The organism is Nocardia sp. NPDC058666 (assembly GCF_042714895.1).
Classification (GTDB): domain Bacteria; phylum Actinomycetota; class Actinomycetes; order Mycobacteriales; family Mycobacteriaceae; genus Nocardia.
The window spans coordinates 26,801-52,799 of record NZ_JBHXRY010000004.1 but is presented as its reverse complement, the minus strand read 5'-3'; the positions used below and the strand labels follow the sequence as shown (position 1 = coordinate 52,799).

The window sequence follows — 25,999 nt, the reverse complement described above, 5'->3', positions numbered from 1 at the left end:
GATCAGTGCGTCCGCGTTGGCGTTGATCCAGCTGGGGGCGGTGTTCTTCGGACTCGGCGTCCTGGGACGGATCGCCGCGCGCATCGGCCTGTCGCCCATCCCGCTCTACCTGCTCGGAGGTCTGGTCTTCGGCACCGGCGGCCTGATCGAGCTGCACGAGGTGGAGGACTTCATCCACATCGCCAGCGAGATCGGCGTCGTGCTGCTGCTGTTGCTGCTCGGGTTGGAGTACACCGCCGGTGAATTGGTCACCGGTATGCGCAAATCCTGGCCCGCGGGTCTGCTGGACTTGGTGCTCAACGCGACGCCGGGTGTGATCGTGGCGCTGATGTTGGGCCTCGGTCCCACGGGCGCGATCGCGATGGCCGGTGTCACCTATATCTCCTCCTCCGGCATCGTCGCCAAGGTGCTCAACGACCTGGGCCGATTGGGTAACCGGGAGACGCCGACGATCCTGTCGATCCTGGTGTTCGAGGACCTGGCGATGGCGGTGTATCTGCCGGTGCTCACCGCGGTGCTGGCCGGTGTCGGTTTCGTGGCAGGCATGACCACCGTGGGTATCGCACTGGTCGCGGTGACCGTGGTGCTCATCGTCGCGCTGAAATACGGCAAGTACGTCTCGGCGATCGTGGCCAGCGAGGATCGCGAGATCTTCCTGCTCAAACTCCTGGGCTCGGCGCTGCTGGTGGCGGGTATCGCCTCGGCGGTGCAGGTATCCGCGGCGGTCGGCGCGTTCCTGCTCGGCATCGCGATCTCCGACTCCACCGCGCACGACGCCACCAAGATCCTCGAACCCCTGCGCGACCTGTTCGCCGCGATGTTCTTCGTGCTGTTCGGTCTCAGTACCGACCCCTCGACCATCCCGCCCGTGCTGGGCTGGGCGGTACTGCTGGCGGTGGTCACCACGGCCACCAAGATCGCCACCGGCTGGTGGGCGGCCAAACGCGCGGGCGCCTCGCAACTCGGCCGTGCTCGCGCGGGCACCGCCCTGGTCGCGCGCGGCGAGTTCTCGATCGTCATCGCCGGCCTGGCGGTGGCCGCGGGCGCGGTGCCCGACGGTTTCGCGGCCCTTGCCACCACCTACGTGCTGCTGATGGCCATCATCGGCCCGATCGGCGCCCGCATCGTGGAGCCGGTGATGCGGCTGGTGGTCAACCGCAAGCAGCGTGTGAAGGTCGACCCGCTCGCGGAATGACCTGGATCGTCACCCGATAGGGACGTGTCGGGTGACGATCCGGTGGATCAGGCGGGCGGCGGTGCGGGCGGTGCGGTTGTCGATGTCCAGACTCGGATTGAGTTCGGCGACATCGACAATCGCGAGCTTGCCGCTGGAAGTGACTCGGTCGCACACGGTTTGAATGGTGGACAGCGGAACACCGTATGCCGCAGGGGCACTCACGCCGGGAGCTACCGACGCGGGGAGGACGTCGAGGTCAATGGTCAGGTACAGCAGGTCGATCCCGGCCAGGAAATCGTCGACGAAATCCGTGACGCGTGCGGGCTCGCACTCGTCGTCGAGCAGGTAGCGCACACCGAACCGGTCGGCGGTGTCGAACAGGATCTTCGTGTTGCTGGGTTGGCTGATCCCGATCACCGCGTAGCGGACGTTGTCGACGGACTCGAGGATCTGCCGGAACGGGGTACCGGAGCTGGGGATCGGGTCGGGGCGCAGGTCGAAATGTGCGTCGAGATTGAGGATTCCGAGGGTTCGGCCCTTGGTTCGGTGCGAACCGGCCAGCCCGAGGTAGGTGCCGTACGCGATCTCGTGGCCGCCCCCGAGCACGACCGGGAAAGCGCCGTCGTCCAGTAGTTCGGAGACGGTTTCGCCCAGGCGCCGCTGACCGTCTTCGAGACGATCGTCGGTCACGGCGATGGTGCCCGCATCGAAAGCCCGCAGGGGAGTGGCGAGGGCCATCGGCGACAGTGCCCGCCGCAACGCATCCGGCCCCTGCGCCGCCCCGAGGCGACCCTTGTTACGACGAACCCCCTCCTCACAGGCGAAACCGACGAACACGCACGCGCCGGCATCGTTGCCCGACTCGTACGGTGCGACGGCCTGGTGCCAACGCAGATGTTCGGGGGTCGTGCCGTCGACGCGACCGGTCCACGCGGAAGTCACTGGGCAACACCCCTATTCGTCACAGCGAGCACACCGTCACGCCAAACCTGACTGATCAACGGAACCCCAGGACGGTAGGCGAGATGCAGGTGCGAAGGAGCATCCAGCGCGACGATATCGGCGCGGGCACCGGGGGAGAGCGTACCGATATCGTTGCGCCGCAACGCTTTAGCGCCACCCGCCGTCGCCGCCCACACAGCCTCATCGGGCGTCATATGCAACTCCCGCACCGCCAGCGCGATGCAAAACGGCAGGCTCGTGGTGTAACTGGTACCCGGATTGCAATCCGCCCCCAATGCCACCGTGACCCCGGCATCGATCAGCGCCCTGGCATCGGGATAACTGTTGCGAGTACAGAAGTCGGCCCCCGGCAACACCGTCGCCACCGTCTCACTCCCCGCAAGCGCGTCGATATCGGCACGGTTCACATGCGCCACATGATCAACCGAAGCAGCCCCGAGCTCCACAGCCAACTGCACCCCCGGCCCCTGATGCAACTGATTCCCGTGCACCCGCGGCACCAACCCGTGCGCGATCCCCGCACGCAGCACCGCGTGCGCCTGATCCCGATCGAACGCCCCCTGCTCACAGAACACATCGATCCACCGAGCGTGCGGCGCACACGCCGGAATCATCTGCTCGACCACCATGGTCACGTATTCGTCTGTCCTCCCGGCATATTCGGGCGGCGGCACATGCGCCGCGAGCAACGTCACCTCATCGGTGAACCGCCCCGCGATCCGCACACTGCGCAGCTCATCGTCAACGGTCTGCCCATACCCACTCTTGATCTCGACAGTGGTACTGCCCGCCCGCACCGACTCGTCCAGCAATCTGCGCACATTGTCCGCCAACTGCTCGTCGGTCGCCGCCCGCGTCGCCTCGATCGTGGTGCGAATCCCACCGGCGGTATAGGGCCGCCCCGACATCCTCGCCGCGAACTCCTGCGCGCGATCACCGGCGAAAACCAGATGCGAATGCGACTCCACGAACCCCGGCAGCACGGCCCGCCCGCCCATATCGAAGCCGGTGTCGGCGGCGGGCACATCGCGACTGTCACCGACCCACACCACCCGCGCATCCTCGAACACGATCGCGGCACCTTGGCGCAACCCCAGGGGCCCTTCGCCGAGAGCTGGATCGTTGGTGACGAGCGTGCCGATATTGCGCAACGCGGTGGTGGGCACGGGGGAGGTCCTCCTGGTCAGCGCATGTGTGACGGGTCTCTTCCGGTATGTATAGTCCTGTATAGACAGGTAGGTCAAGCAGTAGGGTGCGGTCCGATCGCCCCCGGCCTCGCGATCCTTTCGGAATGGAGCAGCACAGTGAGCATCGAACCGGTCCAGCATTCCACCGTCGCGGCCGACGTCGTCGTCGGCACGGGCCCGGTTTCGCCGGAAGATGTCGTGCGGGTGGCTCGGGACGGTGCCGCGGTGGTGCTGTCGGCGGAGGCGATCGCCGCCATCGGTGTCAGCCGGGCTCGGATCGAGGCCCTGGCTGCGGATCCGAAGCCGGTGTATGGGGTGTCGACCGGGTTCGGGGCGTTGGCTACGCGTCACATTCCCCTGGAGTTGCGGAAGCAGTTGCAGCGCAGTTTGATTCGTTCGCACGCGGCCGGGTCGGGGGCCGAGGTCGAGCGTGAGGTGGTGCGGGCGCTGATGCTGCTGCGGCTGTCGACCCTTGCCACCGGGCGGACCGGTGTGCGGCCTGTCGTGGCCCAGACCTATGCCGCGTTGCTGTCGGCGGGGATCACCCCGGTGGTCTTCGAGTACGGCAGCCTCGGGTGTTCGGGGGATCTCGCGCCGCTGTCGCATGTCGCGCTGGCCGTGATCGGTGAGGGTGAGGTGCGCGATGCGCAGGGGGTGCGGATGCCTGCCGCCGAGGCGATGGCGGCTGCCGGGATCGCCCCGGTCGAGCTCGAGGAGAAGGAAGGGCTCGCGCTGATCAACGGCACCGACGGGATGCTCGGGATGTTGGTGCTTGCCTGCCACGACCTGCGGAATCTGCTGCGACTGGCCGATGTGACCGCGGCGATGAGTGTCGAGGGCTTGCTCGGTACCGATAAGGTTTTCGCCGCCGATCTGCAGGCGCTGCGGCCGCAGCCGGGTCAGGCTGTCGCGGCGGCGAATATGGTTCGGGTGCTGGCGGATTCGCCGATCGTTGCCAGTCACGCCACGCCTGACTGCACCGTGGTGCAGGACGCGTATTCCTTGCGCTGCGCACCCCAGGTCGCCGGTGGTGCTCGGGACACCCTGGACCACGCCGAGCGGATCGCGGGCTACGAATTGGCCAGTGCGGTGGACAACCCCGTGGTCACCCTCGACGGTCGCGTCGAATCCAACGGCAACTTCCACGGTGCCCCCGTCGCCTATGTACTGGACTTCCTCGCCATCGTGATCGCCGACGTCGCCTCCATCAGTGAGCGCCGCACCGACCGCTTCCTGGACAAGGCTCGCAACCACGGCCTGCCCCCGTTCCTGGCCGACGACCCCGGCGTCGACAGCGGCCACATGATCGCCCAGTACACCCAGGCCGCCATCGTCTCCGAACTCAAACGCCTGGCCGCCCCCGCCTCGGTCGACTCGATCCCGTCGTCGGCGATGCAGGAAGACCACGTCTCGATGGGCTGGTCCGCCGCCCGCAAACTCCGCCGCGCCATCGACGGCCTCACCCGAGTCCTGGCCATCGAAGCCCTCACCGCTGCCCGCGGCCTCGACCTGCGCGCACCTCTCGCCCCGGCTCCCGCCACCGCAGCCGTCGTGGCGGCTCTGCGCACCGAGGTGCTCGGTCCCGGCCCGGACCGCTACCTCGCCCCGGAAATCGAAGCAGCGGTCCGCTTGGCCAGCTCAGGAACCTTGCTCGCCGCCGCCGAATCGGTGACCGGCCCGCTCGGCTGACGGACTGGTCGTATGGCTACGCCCTGACCGGGTGACGGCTGCGACCGGCTCGGCTGGATGGGGCTGCCAGCTCGACTGGTCGACAGCGGCGTGGATTGTCCACCGCGCTGCCGATTGCCGTTGTGGCAACCGGCAGTGCGGTGAAATCCCTACGCCTGCAACTGTTCTGCCGGTTCGACCGCGGTGAGCCCACGCAGTGATTCCGGCAACGGACTCTGGTGCAATACGCCCAGGCGTTGCGTGGCGCGGGTCAGCGCGACGTACAGCTCAGCGGCACCACGAGGACCGTCGGCGAGGATCTGCTGCGGATCGACGACCAGCACGGAGTCGAACTCGAGTCCCTTCGTCTCCGATGCGGGAACCGTACCGGGCACTCCCGGCGGACCGATCACCACACTCGTGCCCTCACGCCCGGCTTCGTTCCGAACGAATTCTTCGATCGCAGAAGGCAATTCATCGGCGGTGACATGCCGAGACCACGGCGCCACCCCGCACGACCGCACCGAGTCCGGCGGTCGCACATCAGGCGCGAACTCGGCCAGCACATCCGCGGCCACAGCCATGATCTCCGCGGGCGTGCGGTAGTTCACCGTCAAAGACCGGTAGATCCACCGGCCGGGAACGTAAGGCTCCATCATCGTGCCCCACGACGTCGCACCCGCCGCGGACCGCCGCTGGGCCAGATCGCCCACGATCGTGAATGACCGGCTCGGGCAGCGGCGCATCAGCACCCGCCAGTCCATCTCCGACAGTTCCTGCGCCTCGTCGACCACCACGTGTCCGTACGTCCAATCACGGTCCGCCGCAGCACGTTCGGACAGTTCGCGGGTGTCGCGTTCGAGGAAACGTTCGGCCAGGTCCTCGCCGAACAGCATGTCCTGGGCCAAGAGGTGGTCCTCGTCGTCCATGAGGTCTTCGCGGCTGATCAGGGTGTCGAGCACGCCGGCGGCGTATTCGGCTTCGGCTTTGCGTTCTTTCTCCGCGGTGTCGTCGGCGGCTTTGTCGCGACCGAGCAGGTCGACCAGTTCGTCGAGCAACGGCACGTCCGACACCGTCCACGCCCCACCATCAGCCCGGAACAGCGCCTCATCCGCACCAGCGGCCCGCAGCCGATCATGCGACGAATAAAGCTGTGCCAGCAGCGTTTCCGGCTGCAGGATCGGCCAGCACTGATCCAGCGCCGCGGTGAACTCCTCGTTGTCGGCGAGTTCGCGCAGCAGATCGGCCCGCAACTGTTCCCAGGCTTCGGTGTCGTCGCGAGTCAGCCACCCTTCGCCGATGCGGGCGATCGCGCGTTCGGTGAGCACGTAGGTGACGATCTCGGTGAACACCGCCCGCGCCTCGTTGTGCGGCCGCCCGCTCTCGCGCGCCTCCTGCCTGGCCCACTCCGCGGTCGCGGCATCGATCCGCACCGTCACATCGGTCAACGCGATCGACAACGGTGCCTCGGGCAGACGCTGACGATCCGCGACCGCCGCCGCCAGCACCTCGACGATCTTCAGCGACCCCTTGAGCCGGGCCACCTCCGGAACATCCTCGGCGGTCACGTGCAGACCGGGCACCAGGTCAGCGGTGGTGGCGAACACGACATTGGTCTCGCCCAGCGACGGCAGCACGTGCGCGATGTGGTTCAGGAAGGCCGGGTTGGGGCCCACCACGAGCACACCTTGCCGCTCCATCCGCCTGCGCTGCGTGTAGAGCAGATACGCGACACGGTGCAGGGCCACCACGGTCTTGCCGGTGCCGGGACCGCCCTCGATGACCGTCACACCGGGGTGTTCGAGGCGGATGATCTCGTCCTGCTCGGACTGGATCGTGGCGACGATATCGCGCATCCCCTCCCCACGCGGGGCGTCGACCGCGGCCAACAGCGCGGCATCGGTGCCACTGGCGCTACCGTCCGGCCGACCGAGCACCTCATCGGTGAAATCGACCACCTGACGTCCGCGGGTGTGGAACTGGCGACGCCTGCGCATCCCCTCCGGGTTGGCCGCGGTCGCGACATAGAACGCACGCGCGGCAGGCGCACGCCAGTCCAACAGCAGCGTTTCGAACTCGTCGGCCTCGTCGAACAGCCCGATCCGCCCGATGTAGGTGCGCTCGCCCGAGGTCGCGTCCAGGCGTCCGAAACACAGCCCGTTGTCGGCCACATCGAGGCGTTGCACCTCCCGGCCCAGCGCGCGCACCTCGTTGTCGCGCTCCATGGCCGACTCGCCCTTGGAGCGCAGTGCCGCGCTGTACCGCCCCTTCACCCGCGCCCGCTCGGCATCCAGCCGCGCGTAGAGCCCGGCGACATAGCCCTGCTCGGACTGGCGTTCCGCTTCGTACCCGTGCGCAGACATGTGCCCCTAACTGTACTTTTCCGATTCGCGACCGGACGATTGTGCAGTACGGACGGGGCCTTGCCGCAAGCCCCCATGTGCGCTATAGATTGAAAGTGGAGAAACCCGGCCACGCCGCGAACTTCTCGCGGGCGCCGGATTCCGCACCTCCGCCCGAGTCAGCCTTCCTGCATCGGAATGCGCACCCCACGCTCGCGCGCCACCTCCGCCGCGTGCTCGTACCCCGCATCCACGTGCCGCATCACGCCGGTACCCGGATCGTTGGTGAGCACCCGCGCCAGCTTCTGCGCCGCGAGCTCGGTCCCGTCGGCAATACACACCTGACCAGCGTGAATGGACCGCCCCATCCCGACCCCACCGCCGTGGTGAATCGACACCCACGTCGCGCCGGACGCGGTATTGAGCAGCGCGTTGAGCAACGGCCAGTCCGCGATCGCGTCGGAACCATCGGCCATCGCCTCGGTCTCGCGATACGGCGACGCGACCGACCCGGAGTCCAGATGATCGCGCCCGATGGCCAGGGGAGCGGACAGCTCACCCGACGCGACCATCTCGTTGAACTTCAACCCCGCACGGTGACGATCGCCATAGCCGAGCCAGCAGATCCGCGCCGGCAGACCCTCGAACCGCACCTTCTCCCCGGCCATGGTGATCCACCGGCGCAGGTGCTCGTTGTCGGGGAACAGTTCCAGGATCGCCCGGTCGGTGGCGGCGATATCGGCCGGATCACCCGACAGCGCGGCCCAGCGGAACGGACCCAGTCCCTCCTCGAACAGCGGGCGGATGTAGGCGGGCACGAAGCCGGGGAACGCGAAAGCCCGGTCGTAGCCGCCCTTTCGGGCTTCGTCGCGAATCGAATTGCCGTAGTCGAACACCTCGGCGCCGGCATCCATGAACCCGACCATCGCCTCGACATGCTTGGCCATCGACGCCTGCGCTTCGGTGGTGAACCACACCGGGTCCTTCTCCGCGAGACTGTGCCAGTCCTCGAGCGCGACCCCGATCGGCAAGTAGGACAACGGATCATGCGCCGACGTCTGATCGGTGACGATGTCCATCGGCGCCCCCATGGCCAGCAGTTCGGGGAACACTTCCGCCGCGTTGCCCACGACACCGATCGACAGCGGCTTGCGCTCGTCGCGGGCGGCGATCGCCAGATCCAAGGCCTGCTGCAAGGTTTCGGCCTTCACATCCAGATATCCGTGCGCGATCCGCCGGTCGATCCGCGCCGGATCACAGTCCACACACAGCGCCACACCATCGTTCATCGTCACGGCCAGCGGCTGCGCCCCACCCATACCGCCGACACCCGCTGTCAGCGTGATGGTTCCGGCCAGCGTCCCCCCGAAACGCTTGCGCGCCACCGCCCCGAACGTCTCATAGGTGCCCTGCAGAATGCCCTGGCTGCCGATATAGATCCACGACCCCGCGGTCATCTGCCCGTACATCATCAGCCCCAACTGCTCGAGCCTGCGGAACTCATCCCAATTCGCCCAGTCGCCAACAAGATTGGAGTTGGCCAGCAGCACGCGCGGCGCCCACTCGTTGGTGCGGAACACCCCCACCGGCTTGCCCGACTGCACCAGCAACGTCTCGTCCGCGGCGAGGGTCTCCAGGGTGCGCACGATCGCGTCGAACGCCGCCCAACTGCGCACCGCGCGCCCGGTCCCGCCGTAGACGACCAGGTCGTCGGGGCGTTCGGCCACCTCGGGGTCCAGATTGTTCATCAGCATCCGCAGCGCGCCTTCCTGCTGCCACCCGAGGGTATGCAGCTCGGTGCCGCGCGGGGCGGACACGGGGCGTGGGCCGGAGACAGGCGTGGTCGCGTCGTTCATGCGAGCCAGTATAGTCCTGTATATACAAGTACCGCGCACGGTTGGGTGCAACGTATTCTCTGGGCGACGGAGGAGATATCGGTGGCGATCGAGGTAGTCGAGCTGGAGCTGGCCGCGTTGTACGGCGAGCTCGGCAGCGAGTTCGCGGCGTATGAGCGGGTCAAGCAGCTGATCATGGCGCAGATCAAGGCCGGGCGGTGGAGTTCGGGGCAGCAGATCCCCTCGGAGAACCAGTTCGTCGCGGCGCTGGGCCTTTCCCGGATGACGATCAACCGCGCCCTGCGCGACCTGACCGCCGACGGTGCGCTCACTCGGGTGATGGGTGTGGGCACCTTCGTCGCGGCGACCAAGGCGACGTCACCGCTGTTCGAGGTCAGGAATATCGCCGACGAGATCGCCGACCGCGGGCACCGGCATCGCACCGAGGTGGTGTTCGTGCGGGCGGAGGTGCCCGGCGACGCGGAACTGGCGAATGCCATGGGCGGCACCGTGTTCCGCTCGGTGCTGGTGCATTTCGAGGACGGCGTCGCGATCCAACTCGAGGACCGTTTCGTGAACCCGGCGCAGGCCCCGGACTACCTCGCCCAGGATTTCACCACCGTCACTCCCAACACCTACCTCAGCGAGGTCGCCCCGCTGCTGCGCGGCGAGCACGTGGTGGAGGCGGTGCGGGGCACACGGGAGGAGTGCGCGCTGCTGGGCATCGACGCCGACGAGCCGTGCCTGCTGATCCGGCGGCGCACCTGGTCCTCGGGCGGGCTGGTCAGCGTGGCGCGACTGTTGCATCCGGGTTCGCGAAATCGCTTGGAAGGCAGCTTCAATAGCTGATCGACTGTTGTATTACCGGCTATTGCTCGGTGGTAAAACTTCCGGTGAAATACCTGCGGTTATCGACCGCATTATTGCGGGATTGCCGCCTGCGCGGCGAAAACGTGACATTGCCTCGATCGAGGCCGTCAATCGTTATCCAATCTGAATGAAATCTGTTCATAGCAAACTGATAGCAATCGTAAATAGTGGTGTTGACCTGCGTAAATAGGTTGCATTCCGCCGATTCGGCAATTGCGGTTATCACTGTTTCATGACGAACTTCGCGGTAGGTGGGATCGGGGCTGTACGTTTAGGTCTCCATAGTTTCGCTGGGTTCCAATCGGATAACGGAGGGCGGAAATGGCTACAGTAACGCAGCCGTCGGGGCCGCGAACAGCGATCTCCCGGGGTGGATTCTCCGCAGCGAAAACAGTCATGACGCCCACGGCTCTGGTGACGCTCGGGTTGATCCTGTTGATCCCCGTGCTGGTCACCGCGGGACCGATTCTGGCCTCGGCGCTGATCGCCCGCTATCACGGGGTGGGTTGGTCGGGCGGGGTGGTTTTCGGCGCGCTGGCGGCCGTCGCCGCCGTGCTCGTGCTGGCCGCGGCCTGGGCCTTCGGTTTGGCCTGGCAGCGCGGTACCGCCGCACAGCGCCCGCTCGTTTCCTCCTCTCCGTCCCGCTAGGAGCCGACTATGCAGACGCACCGCCCGGCGGCCACGCCGCTCATCGAAGCGCCAGTGTCCACCGCCGTCGTCGACGAATGCCGCCGCTTGCGGATCGTGGCCCGGATCGAGACACCGCACGTGTGGGACGCCACCGCCACCCGCCTGCTCGACTGCGCCCGCAGGCGCTGGCAGGGCAGGCCAGACATCGAGCAACACCCGGCGCTGTGCCGGTGGTCGCGCATCCAGGACGCCCAGCAGCGACCTGAACAGCCTTGCCTGCGAACACTTTTCGCCGCCTTGGCCTCGGGAACTCTGATCGGCGGCGACCCTTGCGCCGATCTGGCCGCCGCGATCATGCTGCTGTCCAGCTGCCCCGCCGAAGCCGTCCGCCAGTCCGACCAGGACACCGTGCGCTTCTCGGTCTACGCCTACCGCGACGACGATCTGCCGCTGGCCGAAGACCTGATCACCACCACCATCACCGCCTGTGGCACCGTGCTGGCCCGCCGCTGCACCACCCTGCACCCTCCGCAACGCCTGACCACCACTGCCGTGGATGCCACGGCCCCCGACCTGCTGGTGTTGAACAGTCTGGGCGGCACCGCCGCGCGCTGACCGTCAGAACGAGTTCTGCCGGGAGCTGACCGCCGGCGGGCGCGACACGGTGCGCAAGGGATTGGGTGTGGGGAAGGTGATCGACGGCAGGGTGACCCACATGCGCACCCGGGTGCCGGTGTCGTCGTGGTCGAACGCGAGGTCCTCGGTGAGCGCCCGCATCATCTCCACGCCGCGACCACGGTAACCGGGATCGGTGGGGGTAGGGATCCACCTGCCGTGGTCGGCGATATCCAGGACCACCCGGTCGCCGTCGCAGCGAGCGGTCAGGGTCACGCGGCCCGGTTCGCGATCGCGGTAGGCGTGTTCGACGCTGTTGCTGCAGGCCTCGTTGGCGGCGGCGACCAGGTCGGCGGCCACGTCGTGCGGGACCGCGGCGGCGGCGAACCAGCGGTAGAGGCTGCGGCGCAAACCCGCCAATTCCGTTGCGGCGGCGGGGATATCGAGGTGCAGTGGTTCGGGCGGTTGGCGGTAGACCACCATCGCGACGTCGTCGTCGTACCCTGCGGGCGGACACAACCGCGACAGCACCGCGTCGGCGACATCGCGCGGCAGTGCCTCCCCGGTCTCGCTGAGCACGTCGGCGATCTTCACGAAGCCCTCGGCGATGTCGTACCCGCGCTGCTCGACCAGTCCATCGGTGAACAACACCAGGGTCGCGCCCGGTGGCAGCGCCGTGGTGGCCTCTGGTCTGCGGGGCGTGTCGAAGGTGGCCAGGGGGACCGCGCGCCCACCTTCCAAGATCCGACCCGGCCCACCCGGCGGCGCGAGCACCGGCGGCATGTGACCCGCGTTCGAATAGCGCACCATCCCGCGCTCGGGATCCAGCACCGCGGCACACACCGTCGTACACATCGCGCCGGGAATCCGCGAGGCGACCGCGTCGAGTTCGGCCAGCAGCTGCGCGGGCCCCGCACCACGCAACAGCAAAGCCCGTGCCGCGGTACGCAATTGGCCCATCACCACCGCCGCGGACAGACCACGGCCCACACAGTCACCGACGACGACGCCGATGGTTCCGTCGCGCAACGGCACCACGTCGTACCAGTCGCCACCGATTTCCAGCGGCGGCAGCGCGGGTTCGTAATGCACCGAGAACCGGGGCGGCAGTTCAATCGGACCCAGCATGGCTCGCTGCAACGTCAACGAGGTGGCGCGCGCCTGATCGAAGTTGCGGGCGCGCTGCAACGCCACACTGAGATGCCCGACCAGCAGCGAATACAGTGCCCAGTCCGCGGCACTGACCGCGCGCGGCGCCCCGAACCGCACCCACAGCGCCGCGTCGCCGGTCTCGCCCAGCGGTGCCACGACCGCGTCGACCCCGCCCTCGTCACCGGTGATCGCGGACAGGCCGCGCGCGGACTGCCGACGCGACCGGTCCAGCAGGTTCGCGATGTCATCGTCGAGCACGACCGGACCATCCCCATGCGGACCGCTTTGTTGCATCGGCGCGGCGGTGAAATGCGTTGCGGTGGTGGCGAGTTCGGGAGTGGAATCGGCGGGAGGCGACGGCGGCGCACCACAGGAGTACACATCGGGCCGCCCGGTGCGACTCGGCCACACCGCCACCAGCGCGGTCTCCGCACCCATGGTCCGGCGCAGTTCGTCCAAACCGACCGCGAGCACCTCCACCATGGACGTGGCCGCGCCGACGGCGGTCGCCAAGCGGGAGGCGGCCTGATCGCGGGCCTGCGCGTCGTGCTCGGCGGTCACGTCACGCACGGTCCCGACGAAGATCCGCTCGTCGTTCTCCTGGATCACCAGCGAACTCGCACTCACCGCAAGCCAGCGTTCCCGGCCGTCGCGGTGGCGCACCGGCATCACGAAACGTGAAGCCTCCGTGCCGATCTGGGGGTATCCGTCCCGATCCGACAGCGCCCACGGATGCGGCAGCCGAAACGGCACTTCGCTGGCGCCGTACCCGGTGAGCACCCCGAACGCGGAGTTGACCTCCACGATGGTGCCGTGATCGTCGGCGACGAAGAACCCGTCCTGCAGCGATTCCACCAGTGCGGTGCGGAACGCGTCGCGGCCTTCGAGATCCTCTGCGCGCGAACGCTGTTGCTCGTAGCGGCGGGTGCCGTCGAGGTACCCGCGGGTGGCGATGTCCAGCGCGGCCATGGTCTGCAGCAGGAATTCCAGCGCCACCTCGGCGCTGCGGGGATCGGCTGGGGCACCGGCGTATTCGGCGACGGCATGGAAATGGTTCTCGGTGAGATCGAGCAGGCTGATGCCCTCGATCAGGGCCCGTCTGCCCAGGTCGTAGCCCTCGGTGAGGCCTGCCTGGCCCGGTGCGGCGACGTGGCGGCGCAGGGCCACCGAGTAGTCGTCGAGAAATGCGGCCAGCACAGCGCTCATCGGCAACCTCTCATCGATGCCTCATATGCTGGGCCCGCGAAACCGGGCCGCGAGCACCAAGGCGTCGTCGGTGTCTTTGGCTTCGCGAGCGAGCAGGTCGCCCGCGATGATGGTGGCGGGTTTGGCCAGATCCAGGGCTTCCGGGCCGACCGCGACGATCCCGTCGGTGGCCATCAGCAGCAGGTCGCCGGGCCGGATCGGCAGGGTCTGCGGTTGCAGATGCGAGGGCAGTCGGTAGCCGACGATCCCGCCGGTGAGCAACATCGTCGCCCGCAGTTCCGGACCCGCGGGGCCCAGCGTCAGCAGCCGCGAGTCCACATTGCCCACCCCGAGCCACTGCATGGTCTCGCCGGGCCCGATCAACGCCAAAGACACTGCCGCGCCACGGGTTTCGACCATCGCGCGATGGCACAGCACCATCAGCACGTCGAGGGGTTCACCGCAGTTCTCGGTGAGAATGACTGTGGCGCGATCGGCCGCGTCGGCCGCTGCCATGCCGTGGCCAAGGCCGTCGAGTACTCCGAACAGCACGCCGCCGTCGCCGGTGTCCAGCACCAGCGCGCGGTCACCGGAGACCTCCTGGCCCGGCAGTGCGCGACCCGCGGTCGACCACTCCGTGCGGCCGATGATCCCGTCCTCATGCAACGTCGGGTACCCACTTCCACATCTCGATCAACGTCCCGCGACCCGGGGCGGAATCGATGGTGAGGCGGTCCATCAGCCGACGCGCACCGGGCAGGCCGAGGCCGAGGCCACGGCCGGTGGAGTAACCGTCCTCGAGCGCGCGCGGAATGTCACGGATGCCGGGACCCTGATCCTCGGCTTGGACGATGAGCGCGCGGCGACCCTCACGCACGTCGATCAGCAGCCGGATCTCGCCGCTGCCCGCGTAACTGGTGATGTTGCGGGCGATTTCGGAGATGGCGGTGGAGATCATGGTGCGGTCGGTGATGGTGAAACCGAGGTCCGCGGCCAGTTCACTGCCGGCCTGGCGAGCGATGACGATGTCACCCGACACCTTGACCGCGATCGCCACTTGCTCAGCGGCCACTGTCGCGACCGTCTCGTCGACGCGGGTGCCGGTTCAGCCAGGAGAGGCCTTCCTCCAGATCCAGCGCGGTGTGCATGTCTTCGAAGGTAAGGCCCAATTGCACCATCGCGAAAGCGACTTCGGGCTGCAGTCCCACGATCACGGTCTCGGCCCCGCGCAACTGGGTCATGTGCGCGATGGTGCGCAACGACCGTGCGGCGAAGGAGTCCATCACGTCGATCGCGGTGACGTCGACGATGATGCCGGTCGCGCGATAGCGACTGACCTGCTTCATCAGGTCGTCCTGCAATCGCTCGGTGTCGGCGTCGGTCAACGCCGACTGCACAGACGCGATCAGGAACGTGCCCTGTTTCAGAATAGGTACCGGCATGGTGGCTAGCTCAGCGCCCGTCCCGCTCGCTCAAACGCTCGGTGACCCGGGATACCTCGTATCCCAGCAAGCGCTCGGCCTCTTCGATACCGCCCTGCAGGTCGCCCACGGCGTTCATCTTGGACAGATCCAAGCCGATCGTGACCAGCGTGAGCGCGATCTCCGAGGACAGGCCGGTGATGATGACGCTGGCACCCATCAGGCCCGACGCGTCGACGGTCTGCACGAGGTGGTTGGCCACCACCGAGTCGATCGCCGGCACACCGGTGATGTCGATGACGACCACCTTGGCGCGGTTGGCGCGGATCGCGCGCAGCAGCTGTTCGGTGAGCTGACGGGCGCGCTGGGAGTCCAGCACGCCGATGATCGGCAGAATGAGCAGCTGTTCACGCACCTGCAGCACCGGGGTGGACAGCTCGCGGATGGCTTCCTGCTGCTGGCGGATGACGCGTTCGCGTTCCTGCACGAACGAGATGGCCACGGTGCTGGCGATGCGGTTGGCGGCCGGTTCGTAGGCGTCCAGGACCTGGTTGAGCATTTCGAAGTCGGCCTGGTACTTCTCGAACAGCGAGCGGGCCAGCACGTCGCGCAGCAGCAGCACGATGCCGAGGACCTCGTCGGTTTCCACGCCGCGGGGAATGATGCGCTCGGACAGGTCGCGGGCGTAGGCCTGCAGGGCCTCGACGCTACCGGTGACCAGCACCTCGACGTAGTTGTCGTACATCGACGTGGCTTCGGAGAAGATCTCCTCCGGGGTCATCGCGGTGAGCAGCTCGGCTTCGGTGATCCGCCGTGCCCACTCTTCACGCAGCCCGGTGCGGTTCTGCCGCAGGTGCTCGACCAGTTGCGGTAGCAGGTTGTCAACCTGGCGTGCCGGCAGCGAATCCGCCGAAAGACTCATGGACACCTCGGACATGGAAACCCCTGCCCCTTTCGACGGAGAACGTTTTCGGTGCGCACAGTGCGCGTTGAGCCTGAGCCTACTCATACCCCCCTGGTGGTGCTGCCCAAACGTGCGGCTATCGGCTAATTCGGGGCGAACCCGCGTTCCAACCCGCTCAGCGCCTGGTCCAGATAGGCCGTGAGGTCGGTGTCGCCGCGCTGCAGCCACGCGTCGAAGGCGGCGCGCGCGGCGGCCAGGGTGGTGCGTCCGATGGCCAGCGGAATGAGGTCTTCCGGGGAGGCGCCCAACCGCTTGGCGGCGAACTCGCCGACCGCGCGTTCCCAGGCGTCGTAGTGTGCGCCCGCGCCCGCCGACAGGGCGGGAACACCGGAGACCAGACGCATCCTGGTGCGTAGTTCGGGAATGTCCTGGGCGCGATATCTGTTGGCCGCCACCACGATTCGACGTACCGCCGCCATCATCGGCTCGTCGTCGGGAACCGCGGCGAAGGCGGCTTGCAGGTCGTGCACCTCGTTGTCGAACTGGTGCCACAGCACCTCGGCCTTGGTGGGGAAGTAGCGGAAGAACGTGCGCTCGCTGACCCCCGCTTCGGCCGCGATGCGCTCGACGGTGATGTCGTCGAACCCGTGTTCGGCGAACAGCCGCATAGCGATCACTTCGAGTTCGCGGCGCGTGGTGCGCGGCGGGCGACCGCGGTGGGCGCGCGGAGACGGGGCGGACATGGATACAGAGTAGGGACCGCACGCCGACCTGCACGAGCTCTTGATTATGTCAGTGACTGACGTTAATGTTCGGAGCATGTTCGTGGCGCACCTCACATCGCCGCAGGCGGGTGCATGTGCCGCCGCGGGAGTGATCCTTGTCATCGCACTCGGCGCGACCGAGCAGCACGGCCCGCACCTGCCGTTGTCCACCGATACCGACATCGCGTCGGCGATCTGTGCGCGGGTCGCGGCGCTGCGTGACGATGTGGTCGTCGCGCCTGCGGTTCCGTACGGGGCCAGTGGTGAGCACGCCGGGTTCGCGGGCACCTTGTCGATCGGACAGGCCGCGCTCGAACTCCTGGTCGTGGAACTGTGCCGGTCCGCGACGGACACGTTTTCGCGGATCGTGCTGGTGAACGGGCACGGCGGCAATGTCGAAGCACTGCGTCGAGCAGTGGTCCTGCTGCGCCGCGAATCGCGCGACGTGCGCTTGTTCTCACCCGGCTACGGCGGCGACCCGCACGCCGGCCGCACCGAAACCTCGATCCAACTCGCGCTGCGCCCCGACCTGGTGCGCACCGAACTGGCCGAACCGGGGGACACCCGACCGCTGACCGCCCTGCTGCCGCTGATGCGGGCGGGCGGGGTGCGCGCGGTCAGTGCCAACGGAATCCTGGGCGACCCCACCGGATCGACCGCCGAAGAAGGCGCCGACCTGCTGACGGCCGCCACCACCGCACTACTGGAAGACCTGGGCCGATGGTGGCCGCAGGATCGTGAGGAAGGACCCCGATGAATCCCTGGTTCGAAACCGTCGCCGAGGCGCAACGGCGCGCCCGCAAGCGTTTGCCGAAGTCGGTGTACGGCGCGCTGATCGCGGGATCCGAACGCGGACAGACCATCGAAGACAATCAAACCGCGTTCACCGAACTCGGCTTCGCCCCGCACTGCGCGGGCCCGATCGGCGAACGCGACCAGTCGACAACTGTCCTGGGACAACCGGTGTCGATGCCGCTGCTGATCTCGCCCACCGGCGTGCAGGCGGTGCACCCCGACGGTGAAGTCGCCGTCGCCCGTGCCGCGGCCGCGCGCGGAATCGCCATGGGGCTGAGCTCTTTTGCGAGCAAGCCGATCGAAGATGTGATCGCGGCCAACCCGCAGACCCTGTTCCAGCTGTACTGGTGTGGCAACAAGGACCAGATCCTCGAACGCATGGCCAGGGCACGTGCGGCCGGCGCGGTCGGACTCATCCTCACCCTGGACTGGTCGTTCTCGCACGGCCGCGACTGGGGCAGCCCGGTCATCCCCGAATCGCTGAACCTGCGCACGATGATGAAATTCGCGCCGCAGACCCTCGCCCGCCCGCGCTGGTTGGCGACCTACCTGCGCTCGGGGTCGATCCCCGACCTCACCGCCCCCAATATGGCGGTCGGTGGCGGCGCGGCCCCCGGTTTCTTCGGTGCCTACGGCGAATGGATGCAGACCCCCGCGCCCGACTGGGACGACGTCGCCTGGATCTGCGCACAGTGGGACGGACCGGTGCTGCTCAAGGGCGTCATGCGGGTCGACGATGCCCTCCAGGCGGTCGATGCGGGCGTGGCGGGCATCTCGGTGTCCAACCACGGCGGCAACAACCTCGACGGCACCCCCGCTGCCATCCGCGCCCTGCCGGTGCTGGCCGACGCGGTCGGGGACCAGATCGAGGTCCTGCTCGACGGTGGCATCCGGCGCGGCAGCGATGTCGTCAAAGCCGTGGCGTTGGGTGCGCGCGCGGTGCTGATCGGCCGCGCCTACCTGTGGGGTCTTGCCGCCAACGGCCAGGCCGGCGTCGAAAATGTTCTCGACATCATGCGCGGCGGCATCGACTCCGCCCTGCTGGGTCTGCGCAAGACCTCGATCACCGACCTGACCCGCGACGACATCGTGATTCCGGCCGGTTTCGAACGGGCATTAGGGGTGCCATCGGGGCAAAACCATTCCGGCAACCGGGATTTCAGCATTGACGGAACCCTCGTCAGTGAGGGTGCGGCTGGTTAGTATCGACGGTTGGTCATCACCGTCGAAGGGGGCATTTCGTGAATGTGGTTTCGGAATCAGCGGATTCGCGTAGTCGAATCATGATGTCGCGCAGCGTGTCCTACACCTTGCCCGCCGTCGTGGCCGTGGCGTTGGTCTCGGCCGGATGTGGCACCGCGACACCGAAACCGGCGCCGCGCGCCACCTCGGCCACACTCACGACCACCGCCAAGGCCCCCACGTCCACCACCACGCCCCGGCCGACCACCACGACGTCGGCCAAGGCAACGGCGTCTGTCGCGGTGTGCGTGGACAAGACGACCAACGTCCGGGTAGCCGACGCGCAATGCGACAGCTCCGATACCCGGTTCACCCGCTTCTGGTACCAGCACACCGACACGTTCGTGTACCCGGCGATCGGTGTCGCGGTCGCGTTGGCCGCGGGCAGTTTTCTGCGCCCGACCAGCGGAGAGATCTTCGACCGTGGCGCACCCACCAAGGGCGGCACCATCTCTCGCGGAGGGTTGGGCAAGTCCCGTCCGGACTCCTCCGGCGGCAGCGGCGGGTCCTAGAACGAACCCGCCCGGTGCGAACGTGCACCGGGCAGGGTCCGTCTCAGACGTCCTGCAGGTTCCGATCCCGGGTTTCGGGCAGGGCCATGATGCACAGCAGCGAGATCAACGCCATGCTGCTCAGGAACAACCCGACCGCCAGGGTGCCCGCGCTCTCACTGATCTTGGCCACCAGCAGCGGCGCGATGCCACCGCCGAGCACGCCGCCCAGGTTGTAGGCCAACCCGGCGCCGGAATACCGTGCCTCGGTGGGGAACAGCTCGGGCAGAAACGCCCCGATCGGCCCGTACACGATGCCCATGCACAGCAGCGCACCCGACAGCGCGATCGCGATCAACACCAGGTTCTTGGTGTCCAACAGCGGGAACAACACCATGCCCCACACCACACCGAACGCCGCCCCGCCCAGCATGAGCTTGCGCCGACCGGTGATATCGGACTGGCGGGCCACCAGGAAGGTGCTCACGCCGAGCACCACCACCGCGATCAAGGTCAGGCCCAGCATCGAATTGCGGGGAATGCCCAGGGTTTTCGTGGTGTAGGTCAGGCAGTAGGTGGCGGCGGTGTAGAACATCACGTAGATGACGACCATGGCGCCCGCGCCCAGCAGCAGCTGCTTCGGGTAGCGGCGCACCACCGTCATCAGCGGCACCTTCGTCGCCTCTTGCGCGCTGACGTATTCGGCGAAAGCGGGAGTCTCCGCCACCTTCAATCGAATGCGCAAGCCGACCGCGACCAACACGAACGAGAACAGGAACGGAATGCGCCACCCCCACGACTCGAACACGCTGTCGGGCAGCCACGCCGACAAGGCCCAGAACGACGCCGTGGCGACGAAATAGCCTACCGGCGAACCCATTTGGGCCGCGGAGGCGAACAGGCCGCGCTTGTTGGCCGGGGCGTGCTCGGTCGACAACAGCGCCGCGCCACCCCACTCACCGCCGAGACCGATGCCCTGCAGCACCCGCAGCGTGACCAGCAGAATCGGCGCCGCCACCCCGATCGCGTCGAAACCGGGCAGCAACCCGATGCACGCCGTGGACAGGCCCATGAGCAGCAACGACACCACCAGCGTGCGTTTGCGTCCGATGCGGTCGCCGTAGTGGCCGAAGATGATCGCGCCGACCGGCCTGGCGATGAACCCGATGGCGAAAGTCGCCAGTGCCGCCAAGGTTCCGGCGATCGGTGACAGGGTCGGGAAGAACATCTTGTTCAGCACCAGTGCCGCGGCGGTGCCGTAGATGTAGTAGTCGTAGAACTCGATCGCGGTGCCGATGAAACTGGCTGTGGCGACCCGTCTTCCGTCGGTCGGCCCAGCTTTCGCGGCTGCGCTCGTCGGCGATAATTCCTTCATGAAAATCCTGTCACACGGGCGAGAAGAGAGCGGGTCGCGCCGGTGGGGGCCGCGACCGTGGCGTGTAGAAAACCACACCCGGCGCTGCTCGAGATCTGTTCCCGTGGTCGAAGATCAAACGTAAGTTTTGTTCGATCGAGTCAAGACACCTCTGCCGCCGGCTCTTCCGAGCCGCGCGGGCTGAATTCCCTTGGCGCGCTGCGATGGTGATCCACCAGCGTGTCGTAGATCTCGGCCAGGGCGGCGAGTTGATCGCGGTCCAGCACATCGATCATGTGCCTGCGCACACTGCGCACATGCGCGGGCGCGGCCGTGGTGAGCACCTGGCCGCCGGCGCTGGTCAGTTTGGCCACGGTGCGGCGCTGGTCGTGCGGCATCGTCTCGCGGGAGACCAGACCGCGCTTCTGCATGCGGGTGATCTGGTGCGACAGTCGGCTCTGCGACCACTCGAGCGCGCAGGCCAGATCGGCGAAGGTCAGGCGCTGGCCCGGCGCGTCGGCCAGGTGGACCAGCACGGAGTATTCGATGTAGCTCAGGTTGGCCGCGCGGCCCGCATCGCGTCCGATCGCCGCGGCGATCAGGTCGCGGGTTCGGACATAGCCCAGCCAGGCACGCATTTCGACATCATCGAGCCACTGTGGATCGGTCACGATCGAGCTCCAGATTCTGAAGGTGCAGGCTTCGGATTGAACGGTGCACGCCCACCACCGTTGGGAGAATGGGTAGCACCGTTTGTGTTGAACGTGCAACCTCGATAATGGTTGAGCTAGCGGTTTTGCGGGGACGATCGCGAAAATAGGGTTGCCTAACAACCGGCTCTGTGTGCACGGGTCGATAGGCTGCGGACTGCTTTGTGACCAGCCCTGCCTGGTGCTCCGCGACGTCGCGGTGCCCGCCCTGCCCGAAGGAGTGCGATCCGTGACCGCCCCGGAATTCCGCTATTCCGATCTGCTGCCCATCGGCGCGGACGAGACCCCCTACCGCCTGCTCACCAGCGAGGGAGTCAGCACCTTCGAACACAACGGGCGCACCTTCCTGCAGGTGGAGCCCGAGGCGCTGCGGTTGCTGACCGAGACGGCGATCCACGACATCAGCCACTACCTGCGCCCCGCGCACCTGCGGCAGCTGCGCAAGATCATCGACGACCCCGAGTCCTCGGGCAACGACCGCTTCGTCGCGCTGGACCTGCTCAAGAACCTCAACATCTCCGCCGGTGGCGTGCTGCCGATGTGCCAGGACACCGGCACCGCGATCGTGATGGGCAAGAAGAGCGAAGGCGTGCTCACCGGGGTCGACGACGCCGAATGGCTCAGCCGTGGCATCTTCGACGCCTACACCAAGCTGAACCTGCGCTACTCGCAGCTCGCCCCGATCACCATGTGGGACGAGAAGAACACCGGCACCAACCTGCCCGCGCAGATCGAGCTGTATTCGACCGAGGGTGACGCCGACAATCCGGTGTACAAGTTCCTGTTCATGGCCAAGGGTGGCGGTTCGGCGAACAAGTCGTTCCTGTACCAGGAAACCAAGGCTGTGCTGAACCCCGAGCGGATGCTCGAGTTCCTCGACGAGAAGATCCGTTCGCTGGGCACCGCGGCCTGCCCGCCGTACCACCTCGCGGTGGTCATCGGCGGCACCAGTGCCGAATTCGCCTTGAAGACAGCGAAATACGCGTCCGCGCACTACCTGGACAACCTGCCCACCGAGGGTTCGATCACCGGGCACGCCTTCCGTGACGTCGAGCTCGAGGAAGAAGTCTTCCAGCTCACCCGCGAGTTCGGGATCGGCGCGCAGTTCGGCGGCAAGTACTTCTGCCACGACGTGCGCGTGGTCCGCCTGCCCCGCCACGGCGCGTCCTGCCCCGTCGCGATCGCCGTCTCCTGCTCCGCGGACCGTCAGGCACTGGCGAAGATCACCAAGGACGGCATCTTCCTGGAACAGCTGGAAACCGAACCGGCCCAGTACCTTCCGGAGCAGACCGCCGACATCCTCGGTGGCGACGTGGTCAAGATCGACCTCAACCGTCCGATGGACGAGATCCGCGCCGAACTGTCCAAATACCCGGTGAAGACCCGTCTTTCGTTGACCGGCCCGCTGGTCGTGGCCCGCGACATCGCCCACGCCAAGATCAAGGAACGCCTCGATGCAGGCGAACCCATGCCGGAGTACTTGCGCGACATGGCCGTCTACTACGCCGGCCCGGCGAAGACTCCCGAGGGTTACGCATCCGGTTCGTTCGGTCCCACCACCGCGGGCCGCATGGACTCCTACGTCGACCAGTTCCAAGCCGCGGGCGGCTCCATGGTCATGCTCGCCAAGGGCAACCGCTCCGCCCAGGTCACCAAGGCCTGCCACGAACACGGCGGCTTCTACCTCGGCTCCATCGGCGGCCCCGCCGCACGCCTGGCCCTGGACTGCATCAAAAACGTCGAGGTCCTGGAATACGCCGAACTGGGCATGGAAGCCGTCTGGAAAATCGACGTAGAAGACTTCCCCGCCTTCATCGTCGTCGACGACAAAGGCAACGACTTCTTCGCCGAAACCGCCAAGCCCCTCGCCCTGCGCGTCCGCACCCGCTCCAAGGAACGCGCGTAGTCGTTCGATTCCATCCGAAGCCTCGGCGGCGTGCGAACGCCACCGGGGCTTCGGTGCGTTTCAGCGGCAGGCATCCGTTCGATTCAGGGCAATGCGACGTGCACCCGGTGCTCGGCACCATAGTGGAACCCTGTGCCGACCGGCAGGAACCCTAGTCGCGCAGCCAGTTTCAGACTGGGCTCGTTGTCTTGGTGGACCAGCGCCTACACCGATGTCAGGGTGAGGTCGCGGAGCCCATGCTCGAGCAGGGCTGATGCAGCCTCGGTCGCGAGTCCACGGCCGCCGCAAGCAGGGCTGAGGTACCAGCCGATCTCCGGCAGGCTGCCCGGGAGTTCCCAGGAGGGGCGTAGATGCCCGATCCCCACAACGCGGCCATCGTGGACGAAAGCCCAATGACCCATTTCGGTCGGACCGGAGTAGGCGAGCCGTTCACGCATCATCGCGCGCGCACTATTCGCGTCGCCCAAGTCGACCGCGAAATATGTGCTCATTGTCTTGTGCGAGAAGATCTCGACCACGGCATCGGTGTGCTCAGCACGTAGCGGCACGAGTGTCAGTCTGTCGGTCGTTATCGTGTGCTGACCTATGCGAACATCCTGGACCAAGCCAGTGGATGTCGGGTGCTGTGGCGCTCGTCGCCCGTGACTGCCCGGCTGGCAGCAGGACGGTCGAGATCATCGCTTGCCGCGGTCACTACAGCGACTGAGGGTCCGCCGCCGCCCACCTCGGCGTGACCGAGCTCAGATCATCCGTCCAGGAGTTCGGGTGTAATGTGACGCGCGACATACGGTGTACAGGGCTGGATAGGGGCGTGGATGGCTGCCGGTGGGGTTCCGCGGGGGCGGGTGACGCGCAGTGCCAAGTTGGGGCAGTACGCGGCGGGGCAGGCTGTTCGGGGGGTTGGGCGGCGGTTGACGATGATCGGGCGGACCGACGAGGCGCGGCAGGTGTTGGCCGAGCGGTCGGCGATGATGAAAGCGCAGCAGATCGTCGCGGTGTTGGGGAGCATGAAGGGGTCGGCGATGAAGCTGGGGCAGATGGCCTCGGTGCTCGACCTGAACTTCGTGCCCGAAGCGCATCGGGAGCAGTTCCGTCAGCAGCTGGCGGCGCTGCAGGACCGGGCGCCGGCGATGCCTTTCGCGACGATGCGGAAGGTGATCGAAGACGATCTCGGGCCCCTTGCGCGCACCTTCGTCGAATTCGACGAAACGTCGATCGCGGCCGCGTCGATCGGCCAGGTGCATCGGGCGCGACTGCACGACGGGCGCGTGGTCGCGGTCAAAGTGAAGTATCCGGGGGTCGAGCGCGCCGTGCACGCCGACATCGGCAACCTCGAATTCCTCAGCAAGATGGGCAAATCCATGCTGCCCAGCCTCGCCGACACCGGCGTGTTCGACGAAGTCGCCGACAATCTGCGCAGCGAACTGGACTACGAACGCGAGGCCCGCACCCAGCATCGCGTCGCCCAGCGTTATCGCGGCCATCCCCTCATCACCGTGCCCGACAGCATCGGGGAATACTGCACGCACAATGTGCTGGTCACCGAATACGTTGATGGACAACCCTTTTCGCACCTCCAGACACTGTCCGCCGCCGAGCGTGACCACTACGGTGAGCTGATCTACCGCTTCTACCTCGGTTCGCTGTTCACCGACAACGAGTTCTGCGGCGACCCCCATCCGGGCAATGTGCTGCTGGCCGCCGACGGCAAACTGGCCTTCGTCGATTTCGGTCTCTACAACGAAATGGACGCTGCCCATGTGGAATTCGAGCGTTCCTGCCTACGGGCGGCCGCTGAAGGAAGGGCCGAAGACCTGTACAACGCGTGGGTCGGGCGGGGCATCATCGACCCGGACGCGCAGGTCACCGTCGAAGAGTGCATGGCCTACGTCTGGGCGGTGACCGGCTGGCACCTGCTCGACGAAGAAGTCACCATCACCCCCGAATTCGCCACCGGCGCACTGCTTCTCGCCGCCGACCCGCGCTCGTCGGACTTCCAGGGCATGCACAAACAACTCCTGCCGCCCGAACACGTGTTCTCCCGCCGCGCCGACCTGTTCACCTTCGCCACCCTGGGCCAGCTGCGCGTCACCGCCAACTGGCATCAACTCGCCCGCGAATGGCTCTACGACGAGCCCTCGCAGACCGCGATCGGCGCGACGATCGCGCAGTGGCGGGCGACCGCGGGCGGAAGTAGCGACCGGCCCGCTCGATAGGATTCCGTCTATGAACACTGTGCTCGGCCGCGCGGCCGTCCGGATCCTGATCACGATCACAGCCGCCGCAGCCGTAACAGCCCTAGGCCTCGGAACCGCCAACGCCGACACCCTCGAACAGTTCCAATCCGCCGCGGGCACCGAAGGCCTCGCCCCGCCGCTGGCCGCCGCCTACACCCTCGCTGAACAACAGGCCCACGCCGAGGGCGTACCACTGTCGATCACCTCCGGCTACCGCACCTACGAGCAGCAGCAATGGCTCTGGCAAGACGGCCTCGCCACCTACGGCACCCCCGAGGAAGCCCGCCGCTGGGTCCTCCCACCCGAAGAGTCCACCCACGTCTCCGGCCACGCCGTCGACGTCGGCCCACAGGTAGGCGCCCAGTGGCTGGAGGCCAACGGCAACCGCTGGGGCCTCTGCCGCACCTTCGACAACGAGTGGTGGCATTTCGAGCTGGCCACCGCACCCGGCGCGCCGTGCCCGCCGACGGTGCCGGACGCGAGCCACCGCTAGAGCTCGATTCGGTCGGCGAGGACAGTACGCAACCGGCGTGGCAGTGCACCTGAGTGCA

The 25,999-nt window shown here is 67.2% G+C and carries 24 protein-coding genes; 11 read left to right on the top strand and 13 right to left on the bottom strand.

The features are described 5' to 3' along the window. Position 1 precedes the first annotated feature (1 nt). The gene (locus ACFWVD_RS11870; RefSeq protein ID WP_379242464.1) at positions 2-1,195 is read left to right on the top strand and encodes a cation:proton antiporter; all 1,194 of its coding nucleotides are present in this window, start codon (positions 2-4) and stop codon (positions 1,193-1,195) included. A 9-nt stretch (positions 1,196-1,204) separates the two neighbouring features. Here ACFWVD_RS11870 and hutG read toward each other — a convergent pair whose 3' ends face one another. Next, positions 1,205-2,119: a formimidoylglutamase gene (hutG, locus tag ACFWVD_RS11865; protein ID WP_379242036.1), complete on the bottom strand. Its 915-nt coding sequence runs from the start codon at positions 2,117-2,119 to the stop codon at positions 1,205-1,207. Beyond that, complete coding sequence (gene hutI, locus ACFWVD_RS11860) at positions 2,116-3,306, bottom strand: imidazolonepropionase (RefSeq protein ID WP_379242035.1); 1,191 nt, start codon at positions 3,304-3,306, stop codon at positions 2,116-2,118. Before hutI ends, hutG begins: the two co-directional genes overlap by 4 nt. Before the next feature lie 144 nt (positions 3,307-3,450). On the opposite strand from hutI, the gene hutH reads away from it, so the two are divergent. Further along, positions 3,451-5,016 carry a histidine ammonia-lyase gene (hutH, locus tag ACFWVD_RS11855; protein ID WP_379242462.1) on the top strand — a complete coding sequence of 522 codons (1,566 nt, stop codon included), beginning with the start codon at positions 3,451-3,453 and terminating at the stop codon, positions 5,014-5,016. Positions 5,017-5,165: 149 nt separating this feature from the next. On the opposite strand, the gene helR is transcribed toward hutH, so the two are convergent. Both helR and hutU read right to left on the bottom strand, forming a co-directional pair. Continuing rightward, positions 5,166-7,358, bottom strand: a complete 2,193-nt coding sequence (gene helR, locus ACFWVD_RS11850) for an RNA polymerase recycling motor ATPase HelR (protein WP_379242034.1) — start codon at positions 7,356-7,358, stop codon at positions 5,166-5,168. Between the two features lie 158 nt (positions 7,359-7,516). Continuing rightward, a complete protein-coding gene (hutU, locus tag ACFWVD_RS11845; RefSeq protein ID WP_379242033.1) occupies positions 7,517-9,193 on the bottom strand; it encodes a urocanate hydratase in 1,677 nt (558 codons plus the stop codon). Between the two features lie 81 nt (positions 9,194-9,274). On the opposite strand from hutU, the gene hutC reads away from it, so the two are divergent. The 3 genes from hutC (at position 9,275) to ACFWVD_RS11830 (ending at position 11,287) form a co-directional block, all read left to right on the top strand. Further along, the gene (gene hutC / locus ACFWVD_RS11840) at positions 9,275-10,021 is read left to right on the top strand and encodes a histidine utilization repressor (RefSeq protein ID WP_379242032.1); all 747 of its coding nucleotides are present in this window, start codon (positions 9,275-9,277) and stop codon (positions 10,019-10,021) included. Positions 10,022-10,438: 417 nt separating this feature from the next. Continuing rightward, positions 10,439-10,690, top strand: coding sequence for a hypothetical protein (locus ACFWVD_RS11835; RefSeq protein ID WP_379242031.1), 252 nt, complete (start codon positions 10,439-10,441; stop codon positions 10,688-10,690). 9 nt (positions 10,691-10,699) lie between these two features. Next, the gene (locus ACFWVD_RS11830; RefSeq protein ID WP_379242030.1) at positions 10,700-11,287 is read left to right on the top strand and encodes a hypothetical protein; all 588 of its coding nucleotides are present in this window, start codon (positions 10,700-10,702) and stop codon (positions 11,285-11,287) included. A gap of 3 nt (positions 11,288-11,290) precedes the next feature. On the opposite strand, the gene ACFWVD_RS11825 is transcribed toward ACFWVD_RS11830, so the two are convergent. From ACFWVD_RS11825 to mftR, 6 genes are all read right to left on the bottom strand, one after another. Beyond that, on the bottom strand, positions 11,291-13,645 hold the full coding sequence (locus ACFWVD_RS11825) for a SpoIIE family protein phosphatase (protein WP_379242029.1): 2,355 nt from the start codon (positions 13,643-13,645) through the stop codon (positions 11,291-11,293). 21 nt (positions 13,646-13,666) lie between these two features. Continuing rightward, positions 13,667-14,290 (bottom strand): stage II sporulation protein M, encoded by a 624-nt coding sequence (locus ACFWVD_RS11820; RefSeq protein WP_379242028.1) that lies wholly within the window; start codon positions 14,288-14,290, stop codon positions 13,667-13,669. Beyond that, entirely contained in the window at positions 14,283-14,696 is a 414-nt protein-coding gene (locus ACFWVD_RS11815) for an ATP-binding protein (RefSeq protein ID WP_379242027.1), read from the bottom strand. Before ACFWVD_RS11815 ends, ACFWVD_RS11820 begins: the two co-directional genes overlap by 8 nt. Then, positions 14,686-15,066, bottom strand: a complete 381-nt coding sequence (locus tag ACFWVD_RS11810; protein WP_379242026.1) for an STAS domain-containing protein — start codon at positions 15,064-15,066, stop codon at positions 14,686-14,688. The genes ACFWVD_RS11815 and ACFWVD_RS11810 overlap by 11 nt, the downstream gene beginning before the upstream one ends. Before the next feature lie 10 nt (positions 15,067-15,076). Further along, positions 15,077-15,982, bottom strand: coding sequence for an STAS domain-containing protein (locus ACFWVD_RS11805; protein WP_379242025.1), 906 nt, complete (start codon positions 15,980-15,982; stop codon positions 15,077-15,079). Between the two features lie 110 nt (positions 15,983-16,092). Beyond that, on the bottom strand, positions 16,093-16,692 hold the full coding sequence (gene mftR / locus ACFWVD_RS11800; RefSeq protein WP_379242024.1) for a mycofactocin system transcriptional regulator: 600 nt from the start codon (positions 16,690-16,692) through the stop codon (positions 16,093-16,095). A 76-nt stretch (positions 16,693-16,768) separates the two neighbouring features. On the opposite strand from mftR, the gene mftE reads away from it, so the two are divergent. The 3 genes from mftE to ACFWVD_RS11785 are packed head-to-tail and all read left to right on the top strand — an operon-like array spanning position 16,769 to position 19,262. Continuing rightward, on the top strand, positions 16,769-17,470 hold the full coding sequence (gene mftE / locus ACFWVD_RS11795) for a mycofactocin biosynthesis peptidyl-dipeptidase MftE (RefSeq protein WP_379242023.1): 702 nt from the start codon (positions 16,769-16,771) through the stop codon (positions 17,468-17,470). Further along, positions 17,467-18,711 (top strand): pre-mycofactocin synthase MftD, encoded by a 1,245-nt coding sequence (gene mftD, locus ACFWVD_RS11790; RefSeq protein ID WP_379242022.1) that lies wholly within the window; start codon positions 17,467-17,469, stop codon positions 18,709-18,711. Before mftE ends, mftD begins: the two co-directional genes overlap by 4 nt. Before the next feature lie 38 nt (positions 18,712-18,749). Continuing rightward, a complete protein-coding gene (locus tag ACFWVD_RS11785) occupies positions 18,750-19,262 on the top strand; it encodes a hypothetical protein (protein ID WP_379242021.1) in 513 nt (170 codons plus the stop codon). A 43-nt stretch (positions 19,263-19,305) separates the two neighbouring features. On the opposite strand, the gene ACFWVD_RS11780 is transcribed toward ACFWVD_RS11785, so the two are convergent. Beyond that, positions 19,306-20,616, bottom strand: a complete 1,311-nt coding sequence (locus ACFWVD_RS11780; protein ID WP_379242020.1) for an MFS transporter — start codon at positions 20,614-20,616, stop codon at positions 19,306-19,308. Positions 20,617-20,756: 140 nt separating this feature from the next. After that, on the bottom strand, positions 20,757-21,266 hold the full coding sequence (locus tag ACFWVD_RS11775; protein ID WP_379242019.1) for a MarR family winged helix-turn-helix transcriptional regulator: 510 nt from the start codon (positions 21,264-21,266) through the stop codon (positions 20,757-20,759). 268 nt (positions 21,267-21,534) lie between these two features. Here ACFWVD_RS11775 and ACFWVD_RS11770 point away from each other — a divergent pair, with 268 nt between their 5' ends. After that, a complete protein-coding gene (locus tag ACFWVD_RS11770; protein ID WP_379242018.1) occupies positions 21,535-23,211 on the top strand; it encodes a fumarate hydratase in 1,677 nt (558 codons plus the stop codon). Between the two features lie 203 nt (positions 23,212-23,414). Here ACFWVD_RS11770 and ACFWVD_RS11765 read toward each other — a convergent pair whose 3' ends face one another. Then, positions 23,415-23,759 (bottom strand): GNAT family N-acetyltransferase, encoded by a 345-nt coding sequence (locus tag ACFWVD_RS11765; RefSeq protein WP_379242017.1) that lies wholly within the window; start codon positions 23,757-23,759, stop codon positions 23,415-23,417. A gap of 267 nt (positions 23,760-24,026) precedes the next feature. Between ACFWVD_RS11765 and ACFWVD_RS11760 the strand changes: the two genes are divergently transcribed. Together ACFWVD_RS11760 and ACFWVD_RS11755 are read left to right on the top strand one after the other, a co-directional pair. Then, on the top strand, positions 24,027-25,427 hold the full coding sequence (locus ACFWVD_RS11760) for an ABC1 kinase family protein (RefSeq protein WP_379242016.1): 1,401 nt from the start codon (positions 24,027-24,029) through the stop codon (positions 25,425-25,427). Between the two features lie 10 nt (positions 25,428-25,437). After that, positions 25,438-25,941, top strand: a complete 504-nt coding sequence (locus ACFWVD_RS11755) for a M15 family metallopeptidase (RefSeq protein WP_379242015.1) — start codon at positions 25,438-25,440, stop codon at positions 25,939-25,941. The last annotated feature ends 58 nt before the right edge of the window (positions 25,942-25,999 follow it).

What these genes read in the sequence shown, in the direction of transcription:
- hutU (WP_379242033.1), bottom strand. Translation starts at nt 9,193, where the DNA reads ATGAACGACGCGACCACGCCTGTCTCCGGCCCACGCCCCGTGTCCGCC.
- mftD (WP_379242022.1), top strand. Translation starts at nt 17,467, where the DNA reads ATGAATCCCTGGTTCGAAACCGTCGCCGAGGCGCAACGGCGCGCCCGC.
- ACFWVD_RS11835 (WP_379242031.1), top strand. Translation starts at nt 10,439, where the DNA reads ATGACGCCCACGGCTCTGGTGACGCTCGGGTTGATCCTGTTGATCCCC.
- ACFWVD_RS11810 (WP_379242026.1), bottom strand. Translation starts at nt 15,066, where the DNA reads ATGCCGGTACCTATTCTGAAACAGGGCACGTTCCTGATCGCGTCTGTG.
- mftE (WP_379242023.1), top strand. Translation starts at nt 16,769, where the DNA reads ATGTTCGTGGCGCACCTCACATCGCCGCAGGCGGGTGCATGTGCCGCC.
- ACFWVD_RS11755 (WP_379242015.1), top strand. Translation starts at nt 25,438, where the DNA reads ATGAACACTGTGCTCGGCCGCGCGGCCGTCCGGATCCTGATCACGATC.
- ACFWVD_RS11825 (WP_379242029.1), bottom strand. Translation starts at nt 13,645, where the DNA reads ATGAGCGCTGTGCTGGCCGCATTTCTCGACGACTACTCGGTGGCCCTG.
- ACFWVD_RS11780 (WP_379242020.1), bottom strand. Translation starts at nt 20,616, where the DNA reads ATGAAGGAATTATCGCCGACGAGCGCAGCCGCGAAAGCTGGGCCGACC.
- ACFWVD_RS11805 (WP_379242025.1), bottom strand. Translation starts at nt 15,982, where the DNA reads ATGTCCGAGGTGTCCATGAGTCTTTCGGCGGATTCGCTGCCGGCACGC.
- ACFWVD_RS11830 (WP_379242030.1), top strand. Translation starts at nt 10,700, where the DNA reads ATGCAGACGCACCGCCCGGCGGCCACGCCGCTCATCGAAGCGCCAGTG.
- ACFWVD_RS11760 (WP_379242016.1), top strand. Translation starts at nt 24,027, where the DNA reads ATGGCTGCCGGTGGGGTTCCGCGGGGGCGGGTGACGCGCAGTGCCAAG.
- helR (WP_379242034.1), bottom strand. Translation starts at nt 7,358, where the DNA reads ATGTCTGCGCACGGGTACGAAGCGGAACGCCAGTCCGAGCAGGGCTAT.
- mftR (WP_379242024.1), bottom strand. Translation starts at nt 16,692, where the DNA reads ATGTCCGCCCCGTCTCCGCGCGCCCACCGCGGTCGCCCGCCGCGCACC.